This is a genomic window from Streptomyces sp. M41(2017) (assembly GCF_002078175.1).
Lineage (GTDB): Bacteria > Actinomycetota > Actinomycetes > Streptomycetales > Streptomycetaceae > Streptomyces.
Genome location: NZ_MWFK01000002.1, coordinates 609796 through 629709, shown reverse-complemented (window position 1 = coordinate 629709; position 19914 = coordinate 609796). Strand labels below are relative to the sequence as shown.

General features: G+C 71.3%; 16 protein-coding genes. 6 read left to right on the top strand and 10 right to left on the bottom strand.

What is annotated here, in order from left to right; genetic code table 11:
- Positions 1–81 precede the first annotated feature (81 nt).
- Positions 82–672, bottom strand: coding sequence for a TetR/AcrR family transcriptional regulator (locus B0675_RS28430; RefSeq protein WP_081222460.1), 591 nt, complete (start codon positions 670–672; stop codon positions 82–84).
- A gap of 195 nt (positions 673–867) precedes the next feature.
- Here B0675_RS28430 and B0675_RS28425 point away from each other — a divergent pair, with 195 nt between their 5' ends.
- Complete coding sequence (locus B0675_RS28425) at positions 868–1887, top strand: aldo/keto reductase (protein WP_081222459.1); 1020 nt, start codon at positions 868–870, stop codon at positions 1885–1887.
- 86 nt (positions 1888–1973) lie between these two features.
- On the opposite strand, the gene B0675_RS28420 is transcribed toward B0675_RS28425, so the two are convergent.
- Positions 1974–4337, bottom strand: coding sequence for a discoidin domain-containing protein (locus B0675_RS28420; RefSeq protein ID WP_081222458.1), 2364 nt, complete (start codon positions 4335–4337; stop codon positions 1974–1976).
- A 482-nt stretch (positions 4338–4819) separates the two neighbouring features.
- On the opposite strand from B0675_RS28420, the gene metG reads away from it, so the two are divergent.
- Entirely contained in the window at positions 4820–6343 is a 1524-nt protein-coding gene (metG, locus tag B0675_RS28415) for a methionine--tRNA ligase (protein WP_081222457.1), read from the top strand.
- 101 nt (positions 6344–6444) lie between these two features.
- Here the strand turns inward: metG and B0675_RS28410 are convergent, their stop codons facing one another.
- Positions 6445–7860 (bottom strand): DEAD/DEAH box helicase, encoded by a 1416-nt coding sequence (locus B0675_RS28410; protein WP_081222456.1) that lies wholly within the window; start codon positions 7858–7860, stop codon positions 6445–6447.
- 466 nt (positions 7861–8326) lie between these two features.
- On the opposite strand from B0675_RS28410, the gene B0675_RS28405 reads away from it, so the two are divergent.
- Positions 8327–9982 carry a sigma-70 family RNA polymerase sigma factor gene (locus tag B0675_RS28405; RefSeq protein ID WP_081222455.1) on the top strand — a complete coding sequence of 552 codons (1656 nt, stop codon included), beginning with the start codon at positions 8327–8329 and terminating at the stop codon, positions 9980–9982.
- A gap of 98 nt (positions 9983–10080) precedes the next feature.
- Here the strand turns inward: B0675_RS28405 and B0675_RS28400 are convergent, their stop codons facing one another.
- A complete protein-coding gene (locus B0675_RS28400) occupies positions 10081–10677 on the bottom strand; it encodes a TetR/AcrR family transcriptional regulator (protein WP_081222454.1) in 597 nt (198 codons plus the stop codon).
- A gap of 221 nt (positions 10678–10898) precedes the next feature.
- Here B0675_RS28400 and B0675_RS28395 point away from each other — a divergent pair, with 221 nt between their 5' ends.
- On the top strand, positions 10899–11507 hold the full coding sequence (locus B0675_RS28395; protein WP_241540044.1) for an ATP-binding protein: 609 nt from the start codon (positions 10899–10901) through the stop codon (positions 11505–11507).
- A 180-nt stretch (positions 11508–11687) separates the two neighbouring features.
- On the opposite strand, the gene B0675_RS28390 is transcribed toward B0675_RS28395, so the two are convergent.
- Positions 11688–12503 (bottom strand): alpha/beta fold hydrolase, encoded by an 816-nt coding sequence (locus B0675_RS28390; protein ID WP_081222453.1) that lies wholly within the window; start codon positions 12501–12503, stop codon positions 11688–11690.
- A 141-nt stretch (positions 12504–12644) separates the two neighbouring features.
- On the bottom strand, positions 12645–13508 hold the full coding sequence (locus B0675_RS28385; protein WP_081222452.1) for an MHYT domain-containing protein: 864 nt from the start codon (positions 13506–13508) through the stop codon (positions 12645–12647).
- Positions 13509–13824: 316 nt separating this feature from the next.
- On the opposite strand from B0675_RS28385, the gene msrA reads away from it, so the two are divergent.
- Complete coding sequence (gene msrA, locus B0675_RS28380; protein WP_081222451.1) at positions 13825–14337, top strand: peptide-methionine (S)-S-oxide reductase MsrA; 513 nt, start codon at positions 13825–13827, stop codon at positions 14335–14337.
- Positions 14338–14429: 92 nt separating this feature from the next.
- On the opposite strand, the gene B0675_RS28375 is transcribed toward msrA, so the two are convergent.
- Both B0675_RS28375 and B0675_RS28370 read right to left on the bottom strand, forming a co-directional pair.
- A complete protein-coding gene (locus B0675_RS28375) occupies positions 14430–14861 on the bottom strand; it encodes an SRPBCC family protein (RefSeq protein WP_081222450.1) in 432 nt (143 codons plus the stop codon).
- 42 nt (positions 14862–14903) lie between these two features.
- Entirely contained in the window at positions 14904–15920 is a 1017-nt protein-coding gene (locus B0675_RS28370) for an aldo/keto reductase (protein WP_081222449.1), read from the bottom strand.
- 140 nt (positions 15921–16060) lie between these two features.
- Here B0675_RS28370 and B0675_RS28365 point away from each other — a divergent pair, with 140 nt between their 5' ends.
- Positions 16061–16978 (top strand): LysR substrate-binding domain-containing protein, encoded by a 918-nt coding sequence (locus tag B0675_RS28365; RefSeq protein ID WP_081222448.1) that lies wholly within the window; start codon positions 16061–16063, stop codon positions 16976–16978.
- A gap of 22 nt (positions 16979–17000) precedes the next feature.
- Here B0675_RS28365 and B0675_RS28360 read toward each other — a convergent pair whose 3' ends face one another.
- Entirely contained in the window at positions 17001–17843 is an 843-nt protein-coding gene (locus tag B0675_RS28360) for a TRIC cation channel family protein (protein WP_081222447.1), read from the bottom strand.
- A 103-nt stretch (positions 17844–17946) separates the two neighbouring features.
- Positions 17947–19776 (bottom strand): alkyl sulfatase dimerization domain-containing protein, encoded by a 1830-nt coding sequence (locus tag B0675_RS28355; protein WP_081222446.1) that lies wholly within the window; start codon positions 19774–19776, stop codon positions 17947–17949.
- Positions 19777–19914 lie beyond the last annotated feature (138 nt).

Below are 19914 nucleotides of genomic sequence, written 5' to 3'. Positions count from 1 at the left end.
GGGCCCGTCCCGACGGTGGGAACGGCCGGGCGGCGGGGGCCACGGCCGGTGCGGGACCTCCGGCGCTCCGGGCGAGCCCGCTCAGTCGCCCCGGCGCAGGCCCGCGATCAGGAGGGTGACCAGGCGTCGCGCGTCGTAGCGCGGGTCGTTGTCCGCGCCGATGCACAGGTTCCCGACGCCGCGCATCAGCTCGTAGGCCTTCAGGTCCGGGCGGATCTCGCCGGAGTCGGCGGCCGCGTCGAGGAGCCGGGTGCACACGGGCAGGAGTCGGTCGAGGAAATAGGTGTGCAGCCCGTCGAAGGCCGTGTTGTCGGGCTGGAGAACCGCCGCGAGGCCGTGCTTGGTGACGAGGAAGTCGACGAAGAGGTCGATCCACCGGGTGAGCGCCGCGTAGGGGGACGGCCCGGCGGCCAGAAGGGCCGGACCGGCCTCGGCGCACGCCTCGACCTGGTGGCGGTAGACGGCGATGATGAGGTCCGCCCGGGTAGGGAAGTGCCGGTAGATGGTGGCCGTCCCGACACCGGCCCGCGCGGCGACATCGCGTACGGGCGCCTCCACGCCGGACTCCGCGAAGATCGCCGCCGCCGCGTCGAGGAGGGACTCCTGATTCCGCCGGGCGTCGGCGCGCTTGGCCCGGGGCGCTCGCCCCGCGCTCTCGTCGCTGTCGTTCATCCGGGCCGTTCCCTTCACTGCTTTTCACTGCGGACCACCGGAACGGGACACCGTTCCGGATCGAGGTTGCTAAGCGGGACGCTGTTCCGTATCGTCAAACGGGACGGGGTTCCGCTTGCTCATGATGGCAGACCGGGGGCCCGTCGACCAAGCCACGCAGTGACACATGCTTCACAGCGATCGAGGAGTCAGGTCATGCAGTACCGCACCTTGGGCCGTACCGGCGTGCAGGTCAGCTCGCTCGCGCTCGGCGCGATGAACTTCGGCCGCATCGGGCGCACCACGCAGGACGAGGCCACCGCCGTCGTCGACGCCGCCCTGGAGGGCGGGATCAACCTCGTCGACACGGCCGACATGTACGGCGACGGGGAGTCGGAGGAGATGGTCGGCAAAGCCATCGCCGGGCGCCGGGACGACATCGTGCTCGCCACGAAGGCCGGCCTGCCCATGGGAGACGATCCCAACCGCCGCGGCAGTTCACGCCGTTGGCTGGTCACCGAGCTGGACAACAGTCTGCGCCGGCTCGGCGTCGACCACGTCGACCTCTACCAGATCCACCGGTGGGACCCGGAGACCTCCGACGAGGAGACGCTGTCGGCCCTGACCGATCTGCAACGTGCCGGAAAGATCAGGTACTTCGGCTCCTCCACCTTCCCCGCGCACCGCGTCGTCCAGGCGCAGTGGGCCGCCCGTGAACACCGGCTCGGCCGGTACGTCACCGAGCAGCCCAGTTACTCGATCCTGCAACGCGGCGTCGAGGCCCACGTCCTGCCCGTCACCGAGGAGTACGGTCTCGGCGTCCTGGTCTGGAGTCCGCTGGCCTCGGGCTGGCTGTCGGGGGCGGTCCGCGCGGGCCGGGAGATCACCACCAGCCGCTCCGCGGCCATGCCGCAGCGCTTCGACCTCTCGGTCCCCTCCAACCGGGCCCGCCTCGACGCCGTAGAACAGCTCGCGGCCGTCGCCGACGAGGCGGGACTGACCCTGATCCAGCTGGCGCTGGGCTTCGTCACCGCGCATCCCGCCGTGACGAGTGCGCTCGTCGGCCCCCGCACGACGGACCACCTGCACGCGCAACTCGCCGCCGCGGACACCGTGCTCTCCGCCGACGTGCTGGACGCGATCGACGCGATCGTGGCCCCGGGGACCGACCTCGCGGCGCACGAGAAGTTCGACACCCCGCCGGCCCTGCTCGACCCGGCGTTGCGCCGGCGCTGACCGCCCCCGGGACATGGCCTGGCGACCCTGCTCCGGGTCAGGTCCGGTGCGGGGCCGCCAGGAATCGATGGGCGGAACGGGGACGGTCAGCCGGTGTAGGCCTCCAGTTCGGACAGTTGTCCCGCCGGCCAGCCGGTGTTGCCGGTGAAGGTCACCCGGAGGTAGCGGGTCGGAGTGCCGGTCAGGTTGATGGTCACGGCGTTGCCGCTCGACGGGTTGAACGTGTATCCCGCAGACGACTTCAGCGTGCCGAACGTGGAGTTGTCGGTACTGCCGAGCACGCTCAGGGTCTGGGTGCGCGTGGCCCAGGCGGTCGCCGGGGGCAGTTTGAGCACGACGCGCTTGACGGCCTTGGCGGCGCCGAGGTCGACGGTGACGGACTGCGGGAAGGCGTTGTTGGCGCTCTCCCAGTAGGTGTCCGCGTTGCCGTCCACGGCCTTGGAGGCGGGGTAGACGTCGGTGTGACTCGTCTCGGTGACCGGCCGGTTCTTGGCGAGGTTGACGGTCGGGTCCGTGGGCGGGTCGGTCGGCGGGTCCGTCGGAGGATCGGTGGGCGGGTCGGTCGGCGGAGTGGTGCCTCCGCCCGGTACCCCGCCGTTCGTCCACTGCGGTGCGGGCCAGTTGCCGGTGCAGGCCGGCGGGTCCGCGTACCAGCCGCTGTTGCCGGCGCCGCGCGTGATCACGAAGCCGGGACCGACGCAGTTGTGGATCGGGTTGGACTGGGCGATGTGCGTGGCCGTGACGTTGGTGAAGGAGGCCGTGCCCGTCGCCTGGATCTGCAGCGCGTAGGTGCCCGCCCCGTCGATCCGGACGTTCTCGAAGTGCAGGCCCTTCGTCGCACCCTCGATGTTCATGATGGCGGCGTAGGAGCTGTCGAGGATCTCGCTGTCGGTGATGTTGATCGTCGCGTCCAGCGCTTCGTTGAGCCCGCTGAACCAGACCGCGCCGACACCGAACTGCCAGTTGTAGTCGTTGTTGCCGGTCCGGATCAGGGTGTTGCGGGCGGCCGTGGTGGTACCCGAGACGGCTGTTCCCTGGCCGGAGTTGACGCCGGGATAGCGGTTGGCGACGTGCAGTCCGCCGCCGTTGGTGATGGTGTCCGCCATCACGTTGTCGGAGATGGTGATGTCCTTGCCGCCGTACGTGACGATGTTGTTGGCGAGGATCGGCAGGATCACCGTGTTGAAGGTGAACTTGTTCTTGACGTTGGGGACGCTCTCGGCCCACATCGCCAGGCCGTCGTCACCCGTGTTCCGTACGAACGTGTTGGTGACCGTGGAGTTGGTGACCCCCATGTGGAAGTTCACGCCGTCCGCGGTCTGGTCCAGGATGCGGCTGTTCTTGATGGTGAAGTTGTCCATCGGGCCGTCCATCCAGGCCCCGCACTTGGTGTGCTGCATCCACACGTTGTCGACCGTGGAGTTGGACAGCGCGCCGCCGATGGCGTTCACCTGGTCGTCGTCGACGCGCTCGCGGATGTCCCCGAGGATGGCGAAGTCCTTGAGGGTGACGTTCTTGCTGCCGCCCTGGTTGGCGTACTTGCCGTAGACGCCCACGGCCTTCGACCGGTTCACCGGGTCACGGCCGGTCAGGACGCTGTACCAGGGACCCGCGCCGGCCAGCGTCACCTGATCGACGACGATGTGGTCGCGTACCTGGAAGGTGCCCTGGGGGATGTAGACGGTCTTGCCCTGCGCCTTGCCCGCGTCCACGGCCGCCTGGATCTTGGCGGTCGAGTCGGCGGCGCCGGTCGGGTCGGCGCCGAAGTCGCCGACGACGTCCAGCGCTCCGGACGGCTTGGCGATGGGTGCGCCCACCTGCTCGAAGTCGGCGAGGTCGATGGTGAACGTCGGTGAGTCGCTGGTGGACGACACCTGGAGGCGCACCTTGGTCCCGGCCGGCAGCGTCGAGCCGAGGAGGGTGCGGGTCTCGTCGTAGAAGTGATGGGGGTTGGTGTCGCCCGGGTTGTTGTTGAACGGATATCCGCCGTAGTACCAGCTGTACTTCGAGGTCACCGGGATGCTCTTGAGCTGCGTGCCGTTGACCTTCAGGTCGAGGCTCGCGTCGCGGCCGGTGCCCGCGGAGTTGTCGGGCAGCGAGTAGCGGAACGACATCGCGTTGGCGGGGGCGGTCAGCGTGAACTCGACGTACTCACCCGTCGCGTCCAGCGTCACCGCCTGCCGGCCCGACGCCTCCGAGGGGAGGTGACCGTAGAGCCGGTCCGGTCCGATGAGGGTGCCGTTGGTGGCGGCGTATTCGGCCTCCTGTTCCTTGAACGGGACGGTTGCGCCGCGGCCGGATATGCCGACCGGGGAAGGAGCCGGCACTCCCGCCGCGACGGCGTCGGGAGCGAGTGCCACGGCCACGACCGTGCCGGCCGCGGCGAGCGCGAGCGACACGGTGGCCGCCAGTCCTCGGCGCAGGGGTCTGCCATTGGGGGATGAATTCACAGGCGTGCGTCCTCAGGGCTCGTGGGGTGAGCGGACGCAAGAAGGCTAGAAGCGACGGCAAAGGAAGTCTATGAACGTGCGCAAGATTGATACAGAGGACCGCAAATAATCGACGGACGGAGGAGGTCTCCTCATGACGACGGCGATCGCGGAGCGTCGCTCGTGCCGGGGCGGCCGGGGCCGACACGGCGCCACGGGCGCCGAGGAGCCCCGCCGACGGGTCCCCGTGCGTCGACAGCGCGGCCGGTCCGCGGACGTGCCGGGCACCCGGTTTCCCGGCACGTCCGGCCGGGAGCCGGAAAACCGCGTGCCCCCGCCGAACCCCCGTTGCTAGCATCGCCGTCATGATCACGCCTTCGCCCCAGCACCGGATGATGCCCCGCACACGGGGCTGCTGAGCACGGACGCGTACCGCATTCCGAGGCCCCGGGACGGGGCCCCGACATGCGCTGCGGATCGGCCCCACCCCGGTAGGAGGACCGATGACCGCATCACGCCACTACGTCACGACGACCATCCCGTACGTCAACTCCCGCCCGCACCTGGGCTTCGCCCTGGAACTCGTCCAGGCGGACACGCTGGCCCGCCACTGGCGCCGCAGAGGGAGCGAGGTCCGCCTCCTCAGCGGCACCGACGACAACTCCCTCAAGAACGTCCTCGCCGCCGAGGCGGAGGGCATCGACGTGCGGGTGCTGGTCGACCGCAACGCCGACGCGTTCGCCGCCCTGCGCGCCCCGCTCGACCTCTCGCTGGACGACTTCATCCGGACCAGCAGCGACCCCCGCCACCGGGTCGGCGTGGAACGGCTGTGGCGCCGCTGCGCCGCCGCGGGCGACCTCTACCGCAAGGAGTACGAGGGCCTGTACTGCGTCGGCTGCGAGCAGTTCTACACCGCAGGTGAACTGGTCGGGGGCCGCTGCGCCGAGCACGGCACCGAGCCCCGACGCGTCGCCGAGGAGAACTGGTTCTTCCGTCTGTCGCGCCACGCCGACCGACTTCACCAGCTGATCAGGGACGGGGTGTTGCGCGTCGAACCCGCCGTCCGTCGCAACGAGGTCCTCGCCCTGATCGAGAGCGGCCTGCACGACTTCTCCGTCTCCCGGTCGCAGTCCCGCGCCCGCGGCTGGGGCATCCCCGTGCCCGACGACCCCGGCCAGGTGGTCTACGTCTGGTGGGACGCCCTCGGCAACTACGTCACCAGCCTCGGCTACGGCACCGACGAGGCTGCGTACGGGCGGTGGTGGGCGGGAGACGGACGGCGTGTGCACCTGGCGGGCAAGGGTGTCGTGCGCTTCCACGCCGTGTACTGGCCGGCGATCCTGCTGTCGGCCGGACTGCCGCTGCCCACGGACGTCCTGGTCCACGACTACCTCACGGTCGGCGGCCGCAAGATCAGCAAGTCCGGTCCGGACACCGTCGACCCGGTCGCGCTCACCGACGCGTACGGCACCGACGCCGTGCGCTGGTGGCTGCTGCGGGACGTGCCCCGGGTCGGGGACGCCGACTTCACCCCGGAACGACTGACCGCCCGCGCCGACGCGGACTTCGCGGGCGGGCTGGGCAATCTCGTCCACCGTGTCGTGACCATGGTCCACCGGTACCGTGCCGGGACGGTCCCCCCTCCCAGTGGTGTCGAACCCGGGGTGGAGCCGCTGGCCGGCGTGTGCCGAAGAGCCCCCGGCCGGGTCGACGCCGCCCTGGAGGACTACGACTTCCGTCGGGCCCTGGGCGCCGTGTGGGAGATCGTGGAAGCCGCGAACCGCTGCGTCGACACCATTCGCCCGTGGGAACTGGCGCGCGCCGAGGGGCGCGGAGACCGCGCGGCGGGCGGGCGCCTGGACGACGTCCTCGCCGCGCTGGTGGCGGCGTGCCGTCTGCTGGCCGACGAACTCGCGCCCTTCGTCCCCGGCGCCGCCGCACGGATCTGCGAACAGCTCGGACCCACCGGGAAGGGGACGCTCCCTCCCGCGGTTCCGCTCTTCACCCCGCTCCACGACGGCGGCTAGTGCAGCGCGAAGCGGGCGGCGCCGGCGGAGAACTCCGCCGCGGGCGCAGGGATCCTGCCCGACGACGCGCTGCGCCTTCCGTGGCGGCAGCGGGACGCGGGTCAGCGGCTCTTGCGCACCCGGGCCGCCGCGCGGGCCTCCGCCGCCTTCCGGGCGTCGGCTGCCTTGCGGGTCTCCTTCGCCGGGCGCCCCGGGCGGGTGCCCATGCCGCGGAACGCCGCGTTGCCGGTGGCCTTCGGCGGGGTCGGCGGGCGCTTGGCGCCGGTGATCTCGGACAGCGCCGACTCTCCCGACCGGACCTGGGTGACGGTCGGCCTGATCCCGGCTTCGGACATCATCCGGTTCACGTCGCGTCGCTGGTTCTGCGTGACCAGGGTGACCACTCGTCCGGACTCGCCGGCCCGCGCGGTGCGCCCGCCCCGGTGCAGGTAGTCCTTGGCGTCGGCCGGCGGGTCGACGTTGACCACGAGGTCCAGGTCGTCGATGTGGATGCCCCGTGCCGCGACGTTCGTGGCGACCAGGACGGTGATCTCACCGTCTTTGAACTGGCCGAGCGTGTGGGTGCGTTGCGGCTGCGACTTGCCGCTGTGCAGGGCGGAGGCCCTGATGCCGCTCGCCCGGAGGTGACGGGTGAACTGGTCCACACCGGCCTTGGTGTCCAGGAACATCAGCACCCGGCCGTCCCGTGCGGCGATCTCGGTCGCCGTCGCGTACTTGTCGGCGCCGTGGATGTTCAGCACGTGGTGTTCCATCGTGGTGACCGAGGCGGCCATCCTGTCGACGGAGGCGAGAACGGGGTCGTGCAGGTGCTCGCGGACGAGCTGGTCGACGTTGCGGTCGAGGGTGGCCGAGAACAGCAGGCGCTGCCCGTCGGGGTGCACCTGCTCCAGGATCTTCGACACCTGTGGCAGGAACCCCAGGTCGCACATCTGGTCGGCCTCGTCCAGCACCGCGATCCGCACCTGGTTGAGGTAACAGTCACGGCGTGAGATCAGGTCCGTGAGGCGGCCCGGAGTCGCGATGAGCACCTCGACGCCGGTGCGCAGCGCCGCTGTCTGCCGGTTGATGGAGAGCCCGCCGACCACGGTCGTCAGCCGCAGGTCCAGCGCCTGCGCGTACGGTGCGAGGGCGTCGTCCACCTGCTGGGCGAGTTCCCGCGTCGGCACCAGCACCAGTGCAAGCGGCTGCTTGGGCTCCGCCCGCCGTCCCGCCGTCCGGGCGAGCAGGGCCAGCCCGAACGCCAGCGTCTTGCCGGAACCGGTGCGGGCCCGGCCGAGCACGTCCCGGCCGGCGAGCGCGTTCGGCAGCGTCGCCGCCTGGACCGGGAACGGCTCCGTCACCCCGAGGCCGGTCAGCGTCGTCAGCAGCTCCGGCGGCAGTCCGAGCTCGTCGAAGGACGTGACCGGCGGCAGACCGGGGGAGACCGCGTGCGGCGTCGCGACCTCGCTCTGCGGTGCTGTCACCGGCCGACGGTCGCCGGTGCGGTGCCGTCCAGAAGCCGGAGGCTTCGCGTTCATGGGGAACCTTCCTCAGTCCGACGCCCGAAACACTCCGGGGCCCGTACCCCTGGGTACGGGCCCCGGCGACGTCGAAGCGTGACCCCATTTTACCAGCGGCGGACCCGGCGCCTCCCGGGCCCTGATCGGGCACGCGACCTCGGCCGTCCGTCCGGGCCGCGCCCTCCGGCGGACTCCGGCCCGCGGACGCGAACGGTGGTCCGGACGGCCGGGTGCCGTGTGCGCCGAACGGCGGCCCAGCGGGCGCCGAGCGGCGCCGGACCGTGGTGCAATCCGGGCAAGGACGCCATACCCACCCGCCCTTTCTCGACGAGGCGGCCGGATGTGACCTTCTCCATTGCGGGCGGTGGGCCGAGGCGGCGAGTGTCTGCCGGAACGAGTCCCCGAAGAAGTGTTATCCGGGGCTCTGGGGGCGGTCTCCCATGTGACGGCAGCATCGTTCGGAGTCGAGGACAGGGAAGTTTTCATGAGGAGACAGCACGGGGTGGACACGGCGGCACTGGTCACTGCCGCCCGAGCGGGCGACTCGCAGGCCCAGGACGCCCTGGTCGGCGCTTATCTCCCCCTGGTCTACAACGTCGTGGGACGCGCCCTGAACGGCTCGGTCGACGTGGACGACGTCGTGCAGAACACCATGCTCCGCGCCCTGGACGGCCTCGACGGGCTGCGCTCTCCGGAGAACTTCCGTTCCTGGCTCGTGGCGATCGCGATGAACCAGGTGCGCGCCCACTGGCAGGACCGGCAGCTCGCCCCCGGCGGTGTCGAGGAGGCGGAACACCTCGCGGACCCGGGCGCCGACTTCGTGGACCTCACCATGTGGCAGCTGCAGTTGTCCGGCCAGCGCCAGGAGACCGCGCTCGCCACGCGCTGGCTGGAGCCCGACGACCGTGCGGTGCTCTCCCTGTGGTGGCTGGAGTGCGCCGGGGAACTGACCCGCGCCGAGGTCGCCGAGGCACTGGAGCTGTCCCCGCAGCACGCGGCGGTCCAGGTGCAGCGCATGAAGGCGCAGCTGGAGACGGCTCGGGTGGTCGTACGGGCCCTCGACGCGCAGCCGCCCTGTGCGGAACTGAACGGGCTGCTCGGCTCCTGGAACGGCCGGCCCTCGGCGCTGTGGCGCAAGCGAATAGCCCGGCACGCGCGTGGCTGCGTCCGCTGCTCGGGACTGTGGAACGGGCTGATGCCCGCCGAGGGACTGCTGGCCGGCCTGGCCCTGATCGCGGCCTCCCCCGGACTGCTCGCGGCGCTGTGGCCCGGCCCGGACGGGATGGTCGCCGCCGGATCGGCTTCACGTCTGGGGGACGTCGGAGGCGACCGCGGCTCGCACGCCGGCGGCGCGGGGCACCGGGCCCCTCGCGGCGGTGGATCGGCGTCGCGTCTGGAGGCGCGCCGGCGCCGTCGGGTGAGGCGCCGGGCGGTCGGCGGCGCCGTCGTCGCCGCGTGCGTGGCGGGCGGGGGCCTCTGGTACTTCGCGATCGACTCCGGGACCCCGAACGAGGGAGCGACCGCCGCGCGTACCGCGGGCGACCCCGTCATGGACCTCTCGGCGCCGGGCGCCGACGGCATCTCGGCCTCGCCCTCGACTTCCCCGTCCGCTTCGCCGTCGCCCTCCGCATCGAAGTCGGCCGAGCCGAAGCCGTCCAGGACCACCCGGCACGCGGTGCCGAGCGTGCCCGCCTCCCCGTCCGCGGCACCGCCGACCCGCCGAGCCTCCGCCACTCCGAGGGCCCAGGCGGCCCCGTCGGGCACCGTGGCCCAGGTGGTCGCGCTGGTGAACAAGGAACGCGCCGCCGCCGGCTGCGGTCCGCTCACCGAGAACGCGGACCTGGAGGAGGCGGCGCTGGACCACTCCGAGGACATGGCGGCCCGTGACTTCTTCGACCACAGCAACCCCGACGGCGAGGACCCCGGCCAGCGCATCACCGCCGCGGGCTACCGCTGGTCCACGTACGGCGAGAACATCGCCCGGGGCCAGCAGACCCCGGCATCGGTGATGGACTCCTGGATGAACAGCCCCGGTCACCGGGCGAACATCCTGAACTGCTCGTTCAAGAACATCGGCGTCGGCGTGCACAAGGGCGCGGGCGGCCCGTGGTGGACGCAGGACTTCGGCACCAAGATGTGACGTCGCCGGACCCGCAGGCCGTGTCTTCGCCGGTGAGGACGGTGAATCCGGCCGGGGAGACCGCCCACGCCCGCCGGGCGTGGGCGTGCGCGTTGCCGTCAGGGCATGCGCCACGCGGGTTCGAGCCGGTCCAGGAGGGTGTGGAAAGCCGCGTCGGCCCGGGCCCAGTCACCGTCGCCCAGCGGCGCGACGAGCAGGCCGAGACACGCGTCGACCAGGAGGTCGGCCTCCGCTCGTGCCCGTTCCTCGGCCATGCCGAGGTCCCGGAAGGCGGAGGCGAGCAGCGCGGTCCACTCGGCCAGCACGTCGCGCAGCACGAGGCCGTACCGGTCGGAGTGGAGCACGCTGGCGGCCATGATCTCCACGTACAGGGGGAGTGTGCCGCGCAGATCGGGCCTGCCGAAGCGCTGCCAGATCTCCTCCATGAAGCGGCGGACCCTCCCCGGGTCCCCGGGAGAGCCCGCGTCCGCGAGCAGCTCCCGGGCCTGCCGGAGGGGCCGTCGCTCGTCGAGTGCCAGGGCCTCGGCGACCATGCGCTCCTTCGTCCCGAAGTAGTAGAGCAGCATGCGGTCACTGGTGCCCAGGGCCCGGGCGAGGGGGCGCAGGGAGAGACCGGCCAGACCGTTGCGGACCAGGTGATCCCGGACCCGGTCCAGGAGGTCTCGCCGTTTTGCCTGGTCAGGAGGGCGCGGCATCGGGTGTCCCGGAGATCTGGAGCGAAGGACCTGACAGCTTCCGTATGTCTGGTTAAATACTGTTGATACGAATATTTACCGTAGCGGGCGCTACATGTATATCCGTAGTCGTGGCACAGCCCACGCACAGGCGTCCCCCGCTTCATCCCGGCTCCGCCGGCGGTGGATCTCCGCGGCCCGGGTGGCCGCGGCAGCCAGCAGTTCAGAAGGGACTGATTCTCATGGCCCCCTGGGCCATCGGCCCCGCGACGGTCTCCCGTCGCGGACGCTTCGGCCGGTTCTCCCGTCTCCGATCCCAGGAGACGGTCGGCGAGAGCGGAGGGGTCCCCGCACAGGATCCGGACAGGCCCGCGAAGGTGCGGCCGAGCTCGTGGATCACCCGGAACCAGGCTCTCTGGTCCCGCACCCTCGAACCGCTGCGCCCGCTCGACGCCCCGCGCGGCTGCGCCACCGCCTGGGACGCCTCCTGGCCCCTGCCGCGCGAACTGACGTCGGCCGGCCGGGCCCGCCGCCTGGTCACGGCGCAGCTGGACGACTGGAAGCTGGAAGAGCTCACCGACACCGCCGAACTCCTGGTCAGTGAACTCGTCACCAACGCTCTGCGGCACACGCGCGGCCCGCTGCGGCTGAACCTGTGCGGACGTGGCCCGCACCTGCGGTGCGAGGTGGAGGACACCGACCCCACCGGCCCCGTGCGCCGCGTCGTCGACGCCGACGCGGAAAGCGGCCGGGGCACGGAACTGCTCGACCTCCTCGCCGAATCCTGGGGCAGCACGCGCACCGCCACCGGCAAGACCATGTGGTTCCAGATCCCCATGCGGACGCCCTGACATCTCGGGCCGGAGCGTGTCGTCCGCCGGAACGACGTTCCCGCCTCGCCTCGACACGGCGGCGCCACCGCCCACTTCGACCGTCTGCGCACGTACGCGCACGCCCCCTGAGCCGGGCTTGTTCCTCCGGCAGCGGCCGCTTCCCGGGGGACGCGGCCACTGCCGCCTCGGCCCTGGCGCTCAACCGGCGGTGGCCACCCGTGTCGTCAGGAAGTCCAGCAGGGCGCCGTTGAACAGGTCGGGCTGCTCCGCGCCGGGCAGGTGGCCGGCGCCGTCGATCACGGTCAGCACCGCGTGCGGGACCAGGGCGTGGAGGGCCTCGGCGTCGGCGACCGGTGTGAACACGTCGTCGGCCCCGACGACGATCAGGACCGGGGACCGGACGGCGGCGAGCGTGGCGCGGTAGTCGGGACGCTCGGCCCGGCCGCGCAGAGCCGCCGCGGCACCCCGGGGATCCGTGGAACGCATCATGGCGAGCACGCGAGCGGCCACGTCGGGCATCGCGGTGACGTTGTACGCGGCGAGCATCCTGCCGATGACCTCGACGGCGTAGCCGTCCATCCCCTCGGCCAGGAGCCGGTCCGCCATCCGGTTGCGGACGGCCTTCCCCTCGTCCGTCTCGGCCGGCGCAGAGGTGTCCGACAGGACGAGGGCGCGCACGCGCCCGGCGTGGCTCCGTTGCATCTCCATGGCGATCTGTCCGCCCATCGACACCCCGCCGACCACGGCCCGGTCGATGCCGAGATGGTCGAGCAGCCCGACGAGGTCGTCGGCGAACGCGTCGAGGTGCACGGACCCCTCTTCGACCCCGCTGTCGCCGTAGCCGCGCAGGTCCGGGGTGACGACCCGGTGTCCGGCGGCCACGAGGGCGGTCGCCTGGGGTGCCCACAGGGCCCGGTTGAAGGGGTGCCCGTGGATCAGCAGCACGGGGAGCCCGTCGGCCGGGCCGGAGTCGTCGTAGCGGATCGTCGTGCCGCGCAGCGCCAGTGAGGTCACGGCGCGCACCCTAGCCCCAAGATCGTCGCGCCCAGGGTCGTCCGCGGTCCCGGAGCCGCACGGTGGGCGGGTGGCCGGGCCGGGGGAGGCGGAGCGAAGCCGGTGCACCGGGGGCTGGGGTGACCGGCCGTGGGGCGCTCGCTACCGGCCGCCCGGTCGACGGCCGTCGTACGAGGCGAAGAGGTCCTCGGGTTCGGTGACGGCGGGGGAGCCGGGGCCGTTGCCGCCCGTGGGCCCGGAACGGCCGCGGGCGGACTTGTTCCACTCGCCCTGGCCGAGGATCAGGACCGGGTCGAACATGACGATCGCCCCGGCGAGGATCAGGAAGATGACCGGGCCGATCAGCATGGGCAGCAGGAGCGAGGCGCCGGACTGCCCGTTCGCGACCTGCGAGGACGTGTTGTGCAGGTGGACGCTCACCGCGGCCATGCCGGTGTAGTGCATGCCGGTGACCGCCAGTCCCATGACGAGGCTGGCTCCGAGAGAACGCAGGAACCCCTGGACGGAGACGGCGGCCCACAGTGCCGCTGTGGCCGCCACCAGGGCGACGACCAGGGACAGCGCCACGGTGACCGTGTCGTACCGGAGGTCGCCGTTGAGCTGCATGGCGAACATGCCGAGGTAGTGCATGGTCGCGACGCCGATACCGGTGATGCTGCCGCCCACCGCGAGGGAGGCCCGCGTGGCGCCTCGGCTGCCGACGATGAAGACGCCCGCCGAGACCACGACGATCGCCACGACCAGGCTGAGGACGGTGAGAGGTATGTCGTAGGTGATGGATGTCTGCTGTACGGAGAAGCCGGTCATGGCGATGAAGTGCATCGTCCAGATCCCGCAGCCGAGCGAAGCCGCTCCGAGTGCGAGCCAGCCCGTCCGCCAGCCGGGCTCGTGGTGGATCGTGCGGACCACGCAACGCAGTCCGAGTGCCGATCCCACGCAGGCCATGACGAAGGCCGCCACCGGTGTGACGAGCCCATAGCTGAAGCCGTCGATCGTGCCGTTCATCCGCTCGCAGATCCTTTTTGCCGATGAGGAAGGACATTGAGCCCTTTTTCAGCCACTGTCAGCAAGGCCTTACCGGCGGTAGTTATTGAAACTTGCACGATCGTTATCGCGCCGTCGTCGGGCGACGGTCCCGTCGGATCGTCCGTGGGGTCCGGAGACGGCGCTCCAGGGCTCCGACCGGGAATTTCGTGCGGCTCCGAAGCCTTGTGCAGAGCGGTGGCCGTGTCGTCGCGGCGGTGGGGGAGAGTGACCGCCGGGGGTGTGTGCGACGACAGCTGTGCGAGCCTGACGAGAAGACCGAAGAAGGGTGTGTGCGATGAGCCGGAACGAGGAGAAGGCCCTGCTGGCGGGCGGCTGCTTCTGGGGTGTGCAGGAGCTGATCAGGACGTTCCCGGGTGTCCTGGACACGCGGGTGGGTTACAGCGGAGGCGACGTCCCGAACGCGACGTACCGGAACCACGGCACGCACGCCGAGGCGATCGAGATCACCTTCGACCCCACGAAGACCGACTACCGGACGATCCTGGAGTACTTCTTCCAGATCCACGACCCGTCCACGAAGAACCGCCAGGGCAACGACATCGGCCTCAGCTACCGGTCCGCGATCTACTACTTCGACGACGAGCAGAAGCGTGTCGCCGAGGACACCATCGCCGACGTGGACGCCTCCGGTCTGTGGCCCGGCAAGGTCGTGACCGAGGTCGTGCCGGCCGGTCCGTTCTGGGAGGCGGAGCCGGAGCACCAGGACTACCTCCAGCGCTACCCCGACGGGTACACCTGCCACTTCGTCCGCCCGAACTGGCGGCTGCCGAAGCGCGCGCAGGCCTGAGTCGGACCGAAGCCCCCGTACCGGCACGCACTGCCGTTACGGGGGCTTTCCGTTGTTCCCAAGGGGTTGGTTCGCGTCCGGCCGCCGTCTTCCTATCGGGTCGCCGGGACGGAGGCGAGGGTCTGGGCGAGCGCGTCCAGCCCCTGGGTGTAGATGCCGTGGAACAGGGTCACCGCGTCGGCGTCACTGATGCCGTCGGGAGTGAAGGAGCCGGACCACTCCACGCGGGCCCTGCCCGGCTCGGCACTCTCGTGCACGGTGAGCGTCGACCGGTAGCCGGTGACCGGGAACGGGGCCCGCAGGATCGAGTAGCTGTAGGTGCGGTGCTCGTCGTCGAAGGCCTGGAGGCGTTCGACGATCACCTCACCGTCCTCGTTCTCCAGGCGGCGGACCCGTCCGCCCTCGCTCAGCTCGCTGACGGGGATGTACGGAAGCCAGTCGGGCAGCGAGCCGAAGCCGCCGACGAGCTGCCAGACGCGGTCGGGTGCGACGTCGATGTCGATGGACGCGGTGGTCGTGGCCACAGGAGTCTCCTTCGCGGTGGGGGGGTGGGGGGGCGACGGGTGTCAGGCGGCGGCTGCGGGCACGGGGGCGTCCTGGGCCAGCAGGCGCTCCGCGCGCAGGTCTGTCCAGAATCCGGCCGGGATGCTTTCGCCGAGGGCCGCCACGTCCTCGGCGATGCGGCTTGGCCTGGTCGCGCCCGGGATCGCGGCGGCCGTCGCCGGGTGGGCGAGGGAGAACTGCAGTGCGGCAGCCTTGATGCCGACGCCGTGCCGCCGGGCCACCGCCTTGATGCGCTCCACCTTCTCGACGATGTGCGCGGGAGCCTGCTGGTACTCGAAGTGCGTGCCGCCGGCGAGGATGCCCGAGCTGTACGGGCCGCCGACCACGACGTCGACGCCCTGCTCGGCGGCGGACGGCAGGAGGCGCTGGAGGGCTCGGTCGTGATCGAGCAGCGTGTACCGGCCGGCCAGCAGGAACGCGTCGGGCTTCGGCTCGTCCAGGTCCAGGGTCAGTTCCAGCGGTTCCACCCGGTTCACGCCCAGGCCCCAGGCCTTGATGACCCCCTCCTCGCGCAGCTTCTGCAGCACGCGGAAGGCGCCGGTGCGGGCGCTCTCGTAGGCCGCGAGCCACTCGTCCCCGTAGAAGTCCTGGGCGACGTCGTGCACCCACACGATGTCGAGGCGGTCGGTCCGCAGTCGCTTCAGGCTGTCCTCGACGGACCGCAGGGTGGCGTCGGCGGAGTAGTCGTTCACCATCCTGTTCGGCCGGCCGTGTTCGAAGAGGCCGCCCTTCTCACCGAGATCGCGCGCGGCCGGGTCCTCGGTCTCGTCGAGGATCACGCGGCCGACCTTCGTGCTGAGGACGAAGTCCTCGCGCGGGTGCCGCGCGAGGACCTCGCCGAGCCGCAGCTCGGAGAGGCCCGCCCCGTAGAAGGGCGCGGTGTCGAAGTAGCGGATGCCATGGTCCCAGGCCGCCTCGACGGTGGCCGCGGCCTCCTCGTCGGGGATGGCGCGGAACATGTTGCCGAGCGGTGCGGTGCCGAAACCGAGCGCTCCGGGCAGAAGGGACGTGATGCTCATGAAGGAATCCTCGTGATGGTGGTTCGGACGGATAAGAGGCCGGATGGTCGATCCGTCGGCCTTGCGTGTTCGAGGTTAGGATCCCTACATGAGACTGTCCAAGACTTGCTCGGACACACTTGAGTCCTCCGAGGTCCTACATGCTTGACCTGCGACAACTGCGCTACTTCGTCGCCGTGGCCGAGGACGAACACGTCGGCCGCGCCGCCGAGCGCCTGCACATCTCCCAGTCGCCGCTCAGCCGGCAGATCGCCCAGCTGGAGAAGAACCTGGGACTCACCCTGTTCGAACGCAGCCAGCAGCGCATCCGGCTCACCTCCGACGGCAGGGTCTTCCTGACCGAGGCGCGCGCCCTGCTGCGGCACGCGGACCGCCTGGAGAACCTGGGCCGGCGCCTCGGCCGCGGCGAGGAGGGCGGCCTCTGCATCGGGTACGTCGCCGACGCCATGCACACCGGCGTGCTGCCCTCCGCCCTGCGGGCCCTGCGCGAGGACCGCCCCGGCATCCATGTCGCGCTCTACGACCAGGAGTCGGCCGCGCAGTTCGAGGGCCTGCGCCAGCGCAGCCTGGACATCGCCCTCGTCCGCACCCCGCCCGGCGACGACGAACCGGACCTGGACGCGGCGCCCCTGCTCCGGGACCCCCTGCTCCTGGTGCTGCCCGCGCAACACCCCCTCGCGGAGCAGGACGACCTGACCCCCGAGGCCCTCGACGGGCAGCCGTGGATCGCGGTCGGCGACGCCCAGGACCCGGCGTGGCGCGACACGTTCGTCGCGTCCTGCGTCGCCTCCGGCTTCACCCCGGACATCAGACTCGACGCGGCCGACCCCCTCACCGCGCTCGGCCTGGTCGCCTCCGGCCTGGGCCTCGCGCTCATCCAGCGGAGCATGGTCCGCGGCACCTCCGACGGTGTCGCCGTCCGCGAACTGCCCTGGTACGAAGGGTCCATCCAGCTGTGGGCCGCCTGGCACCGCGTCGATCTGCGGCCGGTCGTCGCGGAGTTCCGTGCGACGGTCCTCGCCGAACGCGGCGCCCCACCGGCCGGGACGACGGCCTGATACCGACGTCTCCCACGCCGGACTACGGTCGGCCCGCACCGGAGCCGCGCGGCGGGCCGGGGGCACGCGCCCCGGCATCAGGATCCGGTTCCACGGTCAGGCCGAGCAGCCGCATCTCGCGCGCGGACCTGCCGGCGATCTTGCGGCCGAGCAGCGGACGTCCGTCGTCGTGCCGGTACACACCCGCCGGTTCGGCGGCCAGTGGTTCCTCCCAGCCGCGGTAGAGCGCGGTGAGCCGGACGGTGAAACCGACCAGGAACGCCACGGGCGCGCTCGCGGCGCGGGGCAGTCCCGCCTGGTCCAGGACGATCCAGACCGCACCGGTGAGCGCGGCGATGGCGACGAACCACTCCCCGCGGACGAACTGCTTGGGCGGCACACCGCAGGACACGTCGATGAGGAACCGCCCCGCGGTCGGGCCGACCACGGCGAGGGCCAGCGATCCCAGAACCGGCAGACCCACCTCCACGCCCGTCTGCGCGCCGACGATGGCGTACCAGGGCAGGGCGAACGAGGTGACGAACTGGAAGAGCCCCTCACGGAACAACTGCCCCTTGTCGTAGGCCAGAAGATGGCCGATGACCCCGGCGGTCAGGCAGAGCGCGATGTACGACGAGTTCGTGAGCGCGGCCGGCACACGGCCCACCAGGACGTCCCGGCTCACTCCGCCACCGATCCCGCCGAGCAGCGCCATGAGCAGGATGCCGATCACGGTGAAGTTCTTGTAGTGGTCGGGCCGACGGGCGAGCAGGGCTCCGTTGAGCGCGTTCGTGGTCGCCGCCACCAGGTTGATCAGGGTGCCGCCGCCGGTGAACTCGAACGACCCGAAGCCGAGGGCTCCCAGGGTCAGTTGTGTCGCGCTCACAGGATTCCCCCGGTGGGCTCGGACGAGGCGCTGCGGTCTCCGGACCCGACCGCCGCGCCCCCGGCGGGCACGAGGCGGTCGGGCGGCGTGCGGACGGGCACGCTCAGGGGGTGACGATGGGGAAGTCGGGGTCCGGAGTGTCGAGCAGACCGAAGAGCGTGGTGAGGACCTGAGGGTCGCCCTCGACCTGAACGCCGTCCAACCCCTCGCCCGCGAGGAGCGCGAGCAGCTGCGGCTTCGTCAGTGTCAGCGTGAGATCGGCCGACGGCGCCGGACCCGCCCCGCCGGTCGCGGTCTCCGTACTGCGGTACGTGAGCGCCCCGTTGGACAGCTGGATCCGCCAGGTCCGTCCCTCGTCGGTGAGGTGCCACGTCATGGTGAGTCTCTCGTCCCAGGCACGCGGGCCGTCGACGCGGATGGCGAGGGAGTCGATGAGCATGTCGACCGTCAGCGCCATGGCCATCTCGGGGTTGGTCGTCTCCAGCGCGGTGTGCGCGACGCTGCCCCGCAGTTCCTGCGCGCCCATCAGGTAGAAGTTCCGCCACGGACCGTTCTCGCAGCCGTGACCGAGCCGCTCGTACACGCCCGCGAGGGCCTCCTTGGCGTCCGGGTCGTCCGGTGCGGCGAAGACCGCGTGTCCGAGGAGGGTCGCGGCGAAGCGCAGGTCGCCCGCCGAGGCGTACTCCCGGCCCTTGGCGACGAGCGCGGGGACACCGCCGTAGTCGGCGGCGAAGCGCTGGGCCAGTTCGGTCGGCGGGTGCTCCCACAGATGCGCGGGGTTCCCGTCGAACCAGCCCATGTAGCGCTGGTAGATGGCCTTGGAGTTGTGGCTGACGGAACCGTAGTAGCCGCGGTTGGCCCACCGGTTCGCGACGGCCGGCGGCAGCTCGATCCGCTCGGCGATCTCGGTCCCGGTCAGCCCCTGGTTGGTCATGCGCAGGGTCTGGTCGTGCAGATAGGCCCACATGTCCCGCTGCCCGGCGAGGTGTTCGACGATCCGGTCACGGCCCCAGGTCGGCCAGTGGTGCGAGGCGAACGCCACGTCCGCCCGGTCGGCGAACAGGGCGATCGCCTCGTTCAGGTAGTGCGCCCAGATCCGGGTGTCCCGCACGACCGCGCCGCGCAGGGTCAGGATGTTGTGCATGTTGTGCGTGGCGTTCTCCGCCATGCACAGGGCCCGCCGGTCCGGGAAGTAGAAGTTCATCTCCGAGGGCGCCTCGGTGTCCGGCGTCATCTGGAAGACGATCCGCACACCGTCGACGGTCTCCTCCTGGCCGGTGTGCGTGATGTCGAGCGTCGGCGGTACGAGGGTGATGGTGCCCTTGGACGTCGTCATGCCGAGCCCCGCGCTGATCTGCCCGGCGGGCCCCTTGTCCAGTTCGGCGCCGTACATGTAGACGGCCCGGCGGGTCATCGCGCCGCCCGCGTAGACGTTCTCCGCGACGGCGTGCTCCAGGAAACCCGCCGGGGCGATCACCGGCACCGGCGCGTGGCCGTGCGGCAGGACGCCGCGCGAGCCGCCGAAGTGGTCGCCGTGCGAGTGGGTGTAGACGAGCCCCGTGACCGGGCGCTCTCCCCGGTGCGCTCGGTAGAGCGCCAGCGCGGCGGCGGCGTTCTCGGCCGAGATCAGCGGATCGATGACGATGACGCCCGTGTCGCCCTCGACCAGCGTCATGTTCGACAGGTCCAGGTTCCGGACCTGGTAGATGCCATCGGTCACCTCGAAGAGCCCCTGCTTGTTGCACAGCTGGCTCTGCCGCCACAGGCTCGGGTGCGCGGTGTCCGGACATTCCGCGTCCAGGAACGCGTACGCGTCGCCGTCCCAGACCACCCGGCCGTCCTCGGCACGGATGACCGCCGGTTCCAGAGCGGCGACGAAACCCCGCTCGGCGTCGTCGAAGTCGGACCTGTCGGCGTAGTCGAGAGTGCTCATACGACATGAATAACTCGGATACGCATCAACCCAAACAAACTGCGACACCGGCCCGGGCCGGTGCGTCCGCGCGGCCGACAGGGTGCGTACGGGTGTGCGACCGCTCCACCCGGGGAGCATCCCTCGGGGGTCCCCGTG

What these genes read in the sequence shown, in the direction of transcription:
- B0675_RS28355 (WP_081222446.1), bottom strand. Translation starts at nt 19,776, where the DNA reads ATGAGCACTCTCGACTACGCCGACAGGTCCGACTTCGACGACGCCGAG.
- B0675_RS28365 (WP_081222448.1), top strand. Translation starts at nt 16,061, where the DNA reads ATGCTTGACCTGCGACAACTGCGCTACTTCGTCGCCGTGGCCGAGGAC.
- B0675_RS28385 (WP_081222452.1), bottom strand. Translation starts at nt 13,508, where the DNA reads ATGAACGGCACGATCGACGGCTTCAGCTATGGGCTCGTCACACCGGTG.
- B0675_RS28430 (WP_081222460.1), bottom strand. Translation starts at nt 672, where the DNA reads ATGAACGACAGCGACGAGAGCGCGGGGCGAGCGCCCCGGGCCAAGCGC.
- B0675_RS28395 (WP_241540044.1), top strand. Translation starts at nt 10,899, where the DNA reads ATGGCCCCCTGGGCCATCGGCCCCGCGACGGTCTCCCGTCGCGGACGC.
- B0675_RS28400 (WP_081222454.1), bottom strand. Translation starts at nt 10,677, where the DNA reads ATGCCGCGCCCTCCTGACCAGGCAAAACGGCGAGACCTCCTGGACCGG.
- B0675_RS28410 (WP_081222456.1), bottom strand. Translation starts at nt 7,860, where the DNA reads ATGAACGCGAAGCCTCCGGCTTCTGGACGGCACCGCACCGGCGACCGT.
- B0675_RS28425 (WP_081222459.1), top strand. Translation starts at nt 868, where the DNA reads ATGCAGTACCGCACCTTGGGCCGTACCGGCGTGCAGGTCAGCTCGCTC.
- B0675_RS28370 (WP_081222449.1), bottom strand. Translation starts at nt 15,920, where the DNA reads ATGAGCATCACGTCCCTTCTGCCCGGAGCGCTCGGTTTCGGCACCGCA.
- B0675_RS28405 (WP_081222455.1), top strand. Translation starts at nt 8,327, where the DNA reads ATGAGGAGACAGCACGGGGTGGACACGGCGGCACTGGTCACTGCCGCC.
- metG (WP_081222457.1), top strand. Translation starts at nt 4,820, where the DNA reads ATGACCGCATCACGCCACTACGTCACGACGACCATCCCGTACGTCAAC.
- msrA (WP_081222451.1), top strand. Translation starts at nt 13,825, where the DNA reads ATGAGCCGGAACGAGGAGAAGGCCCTGCTGGCGGGCGGCTGCTTCTGG.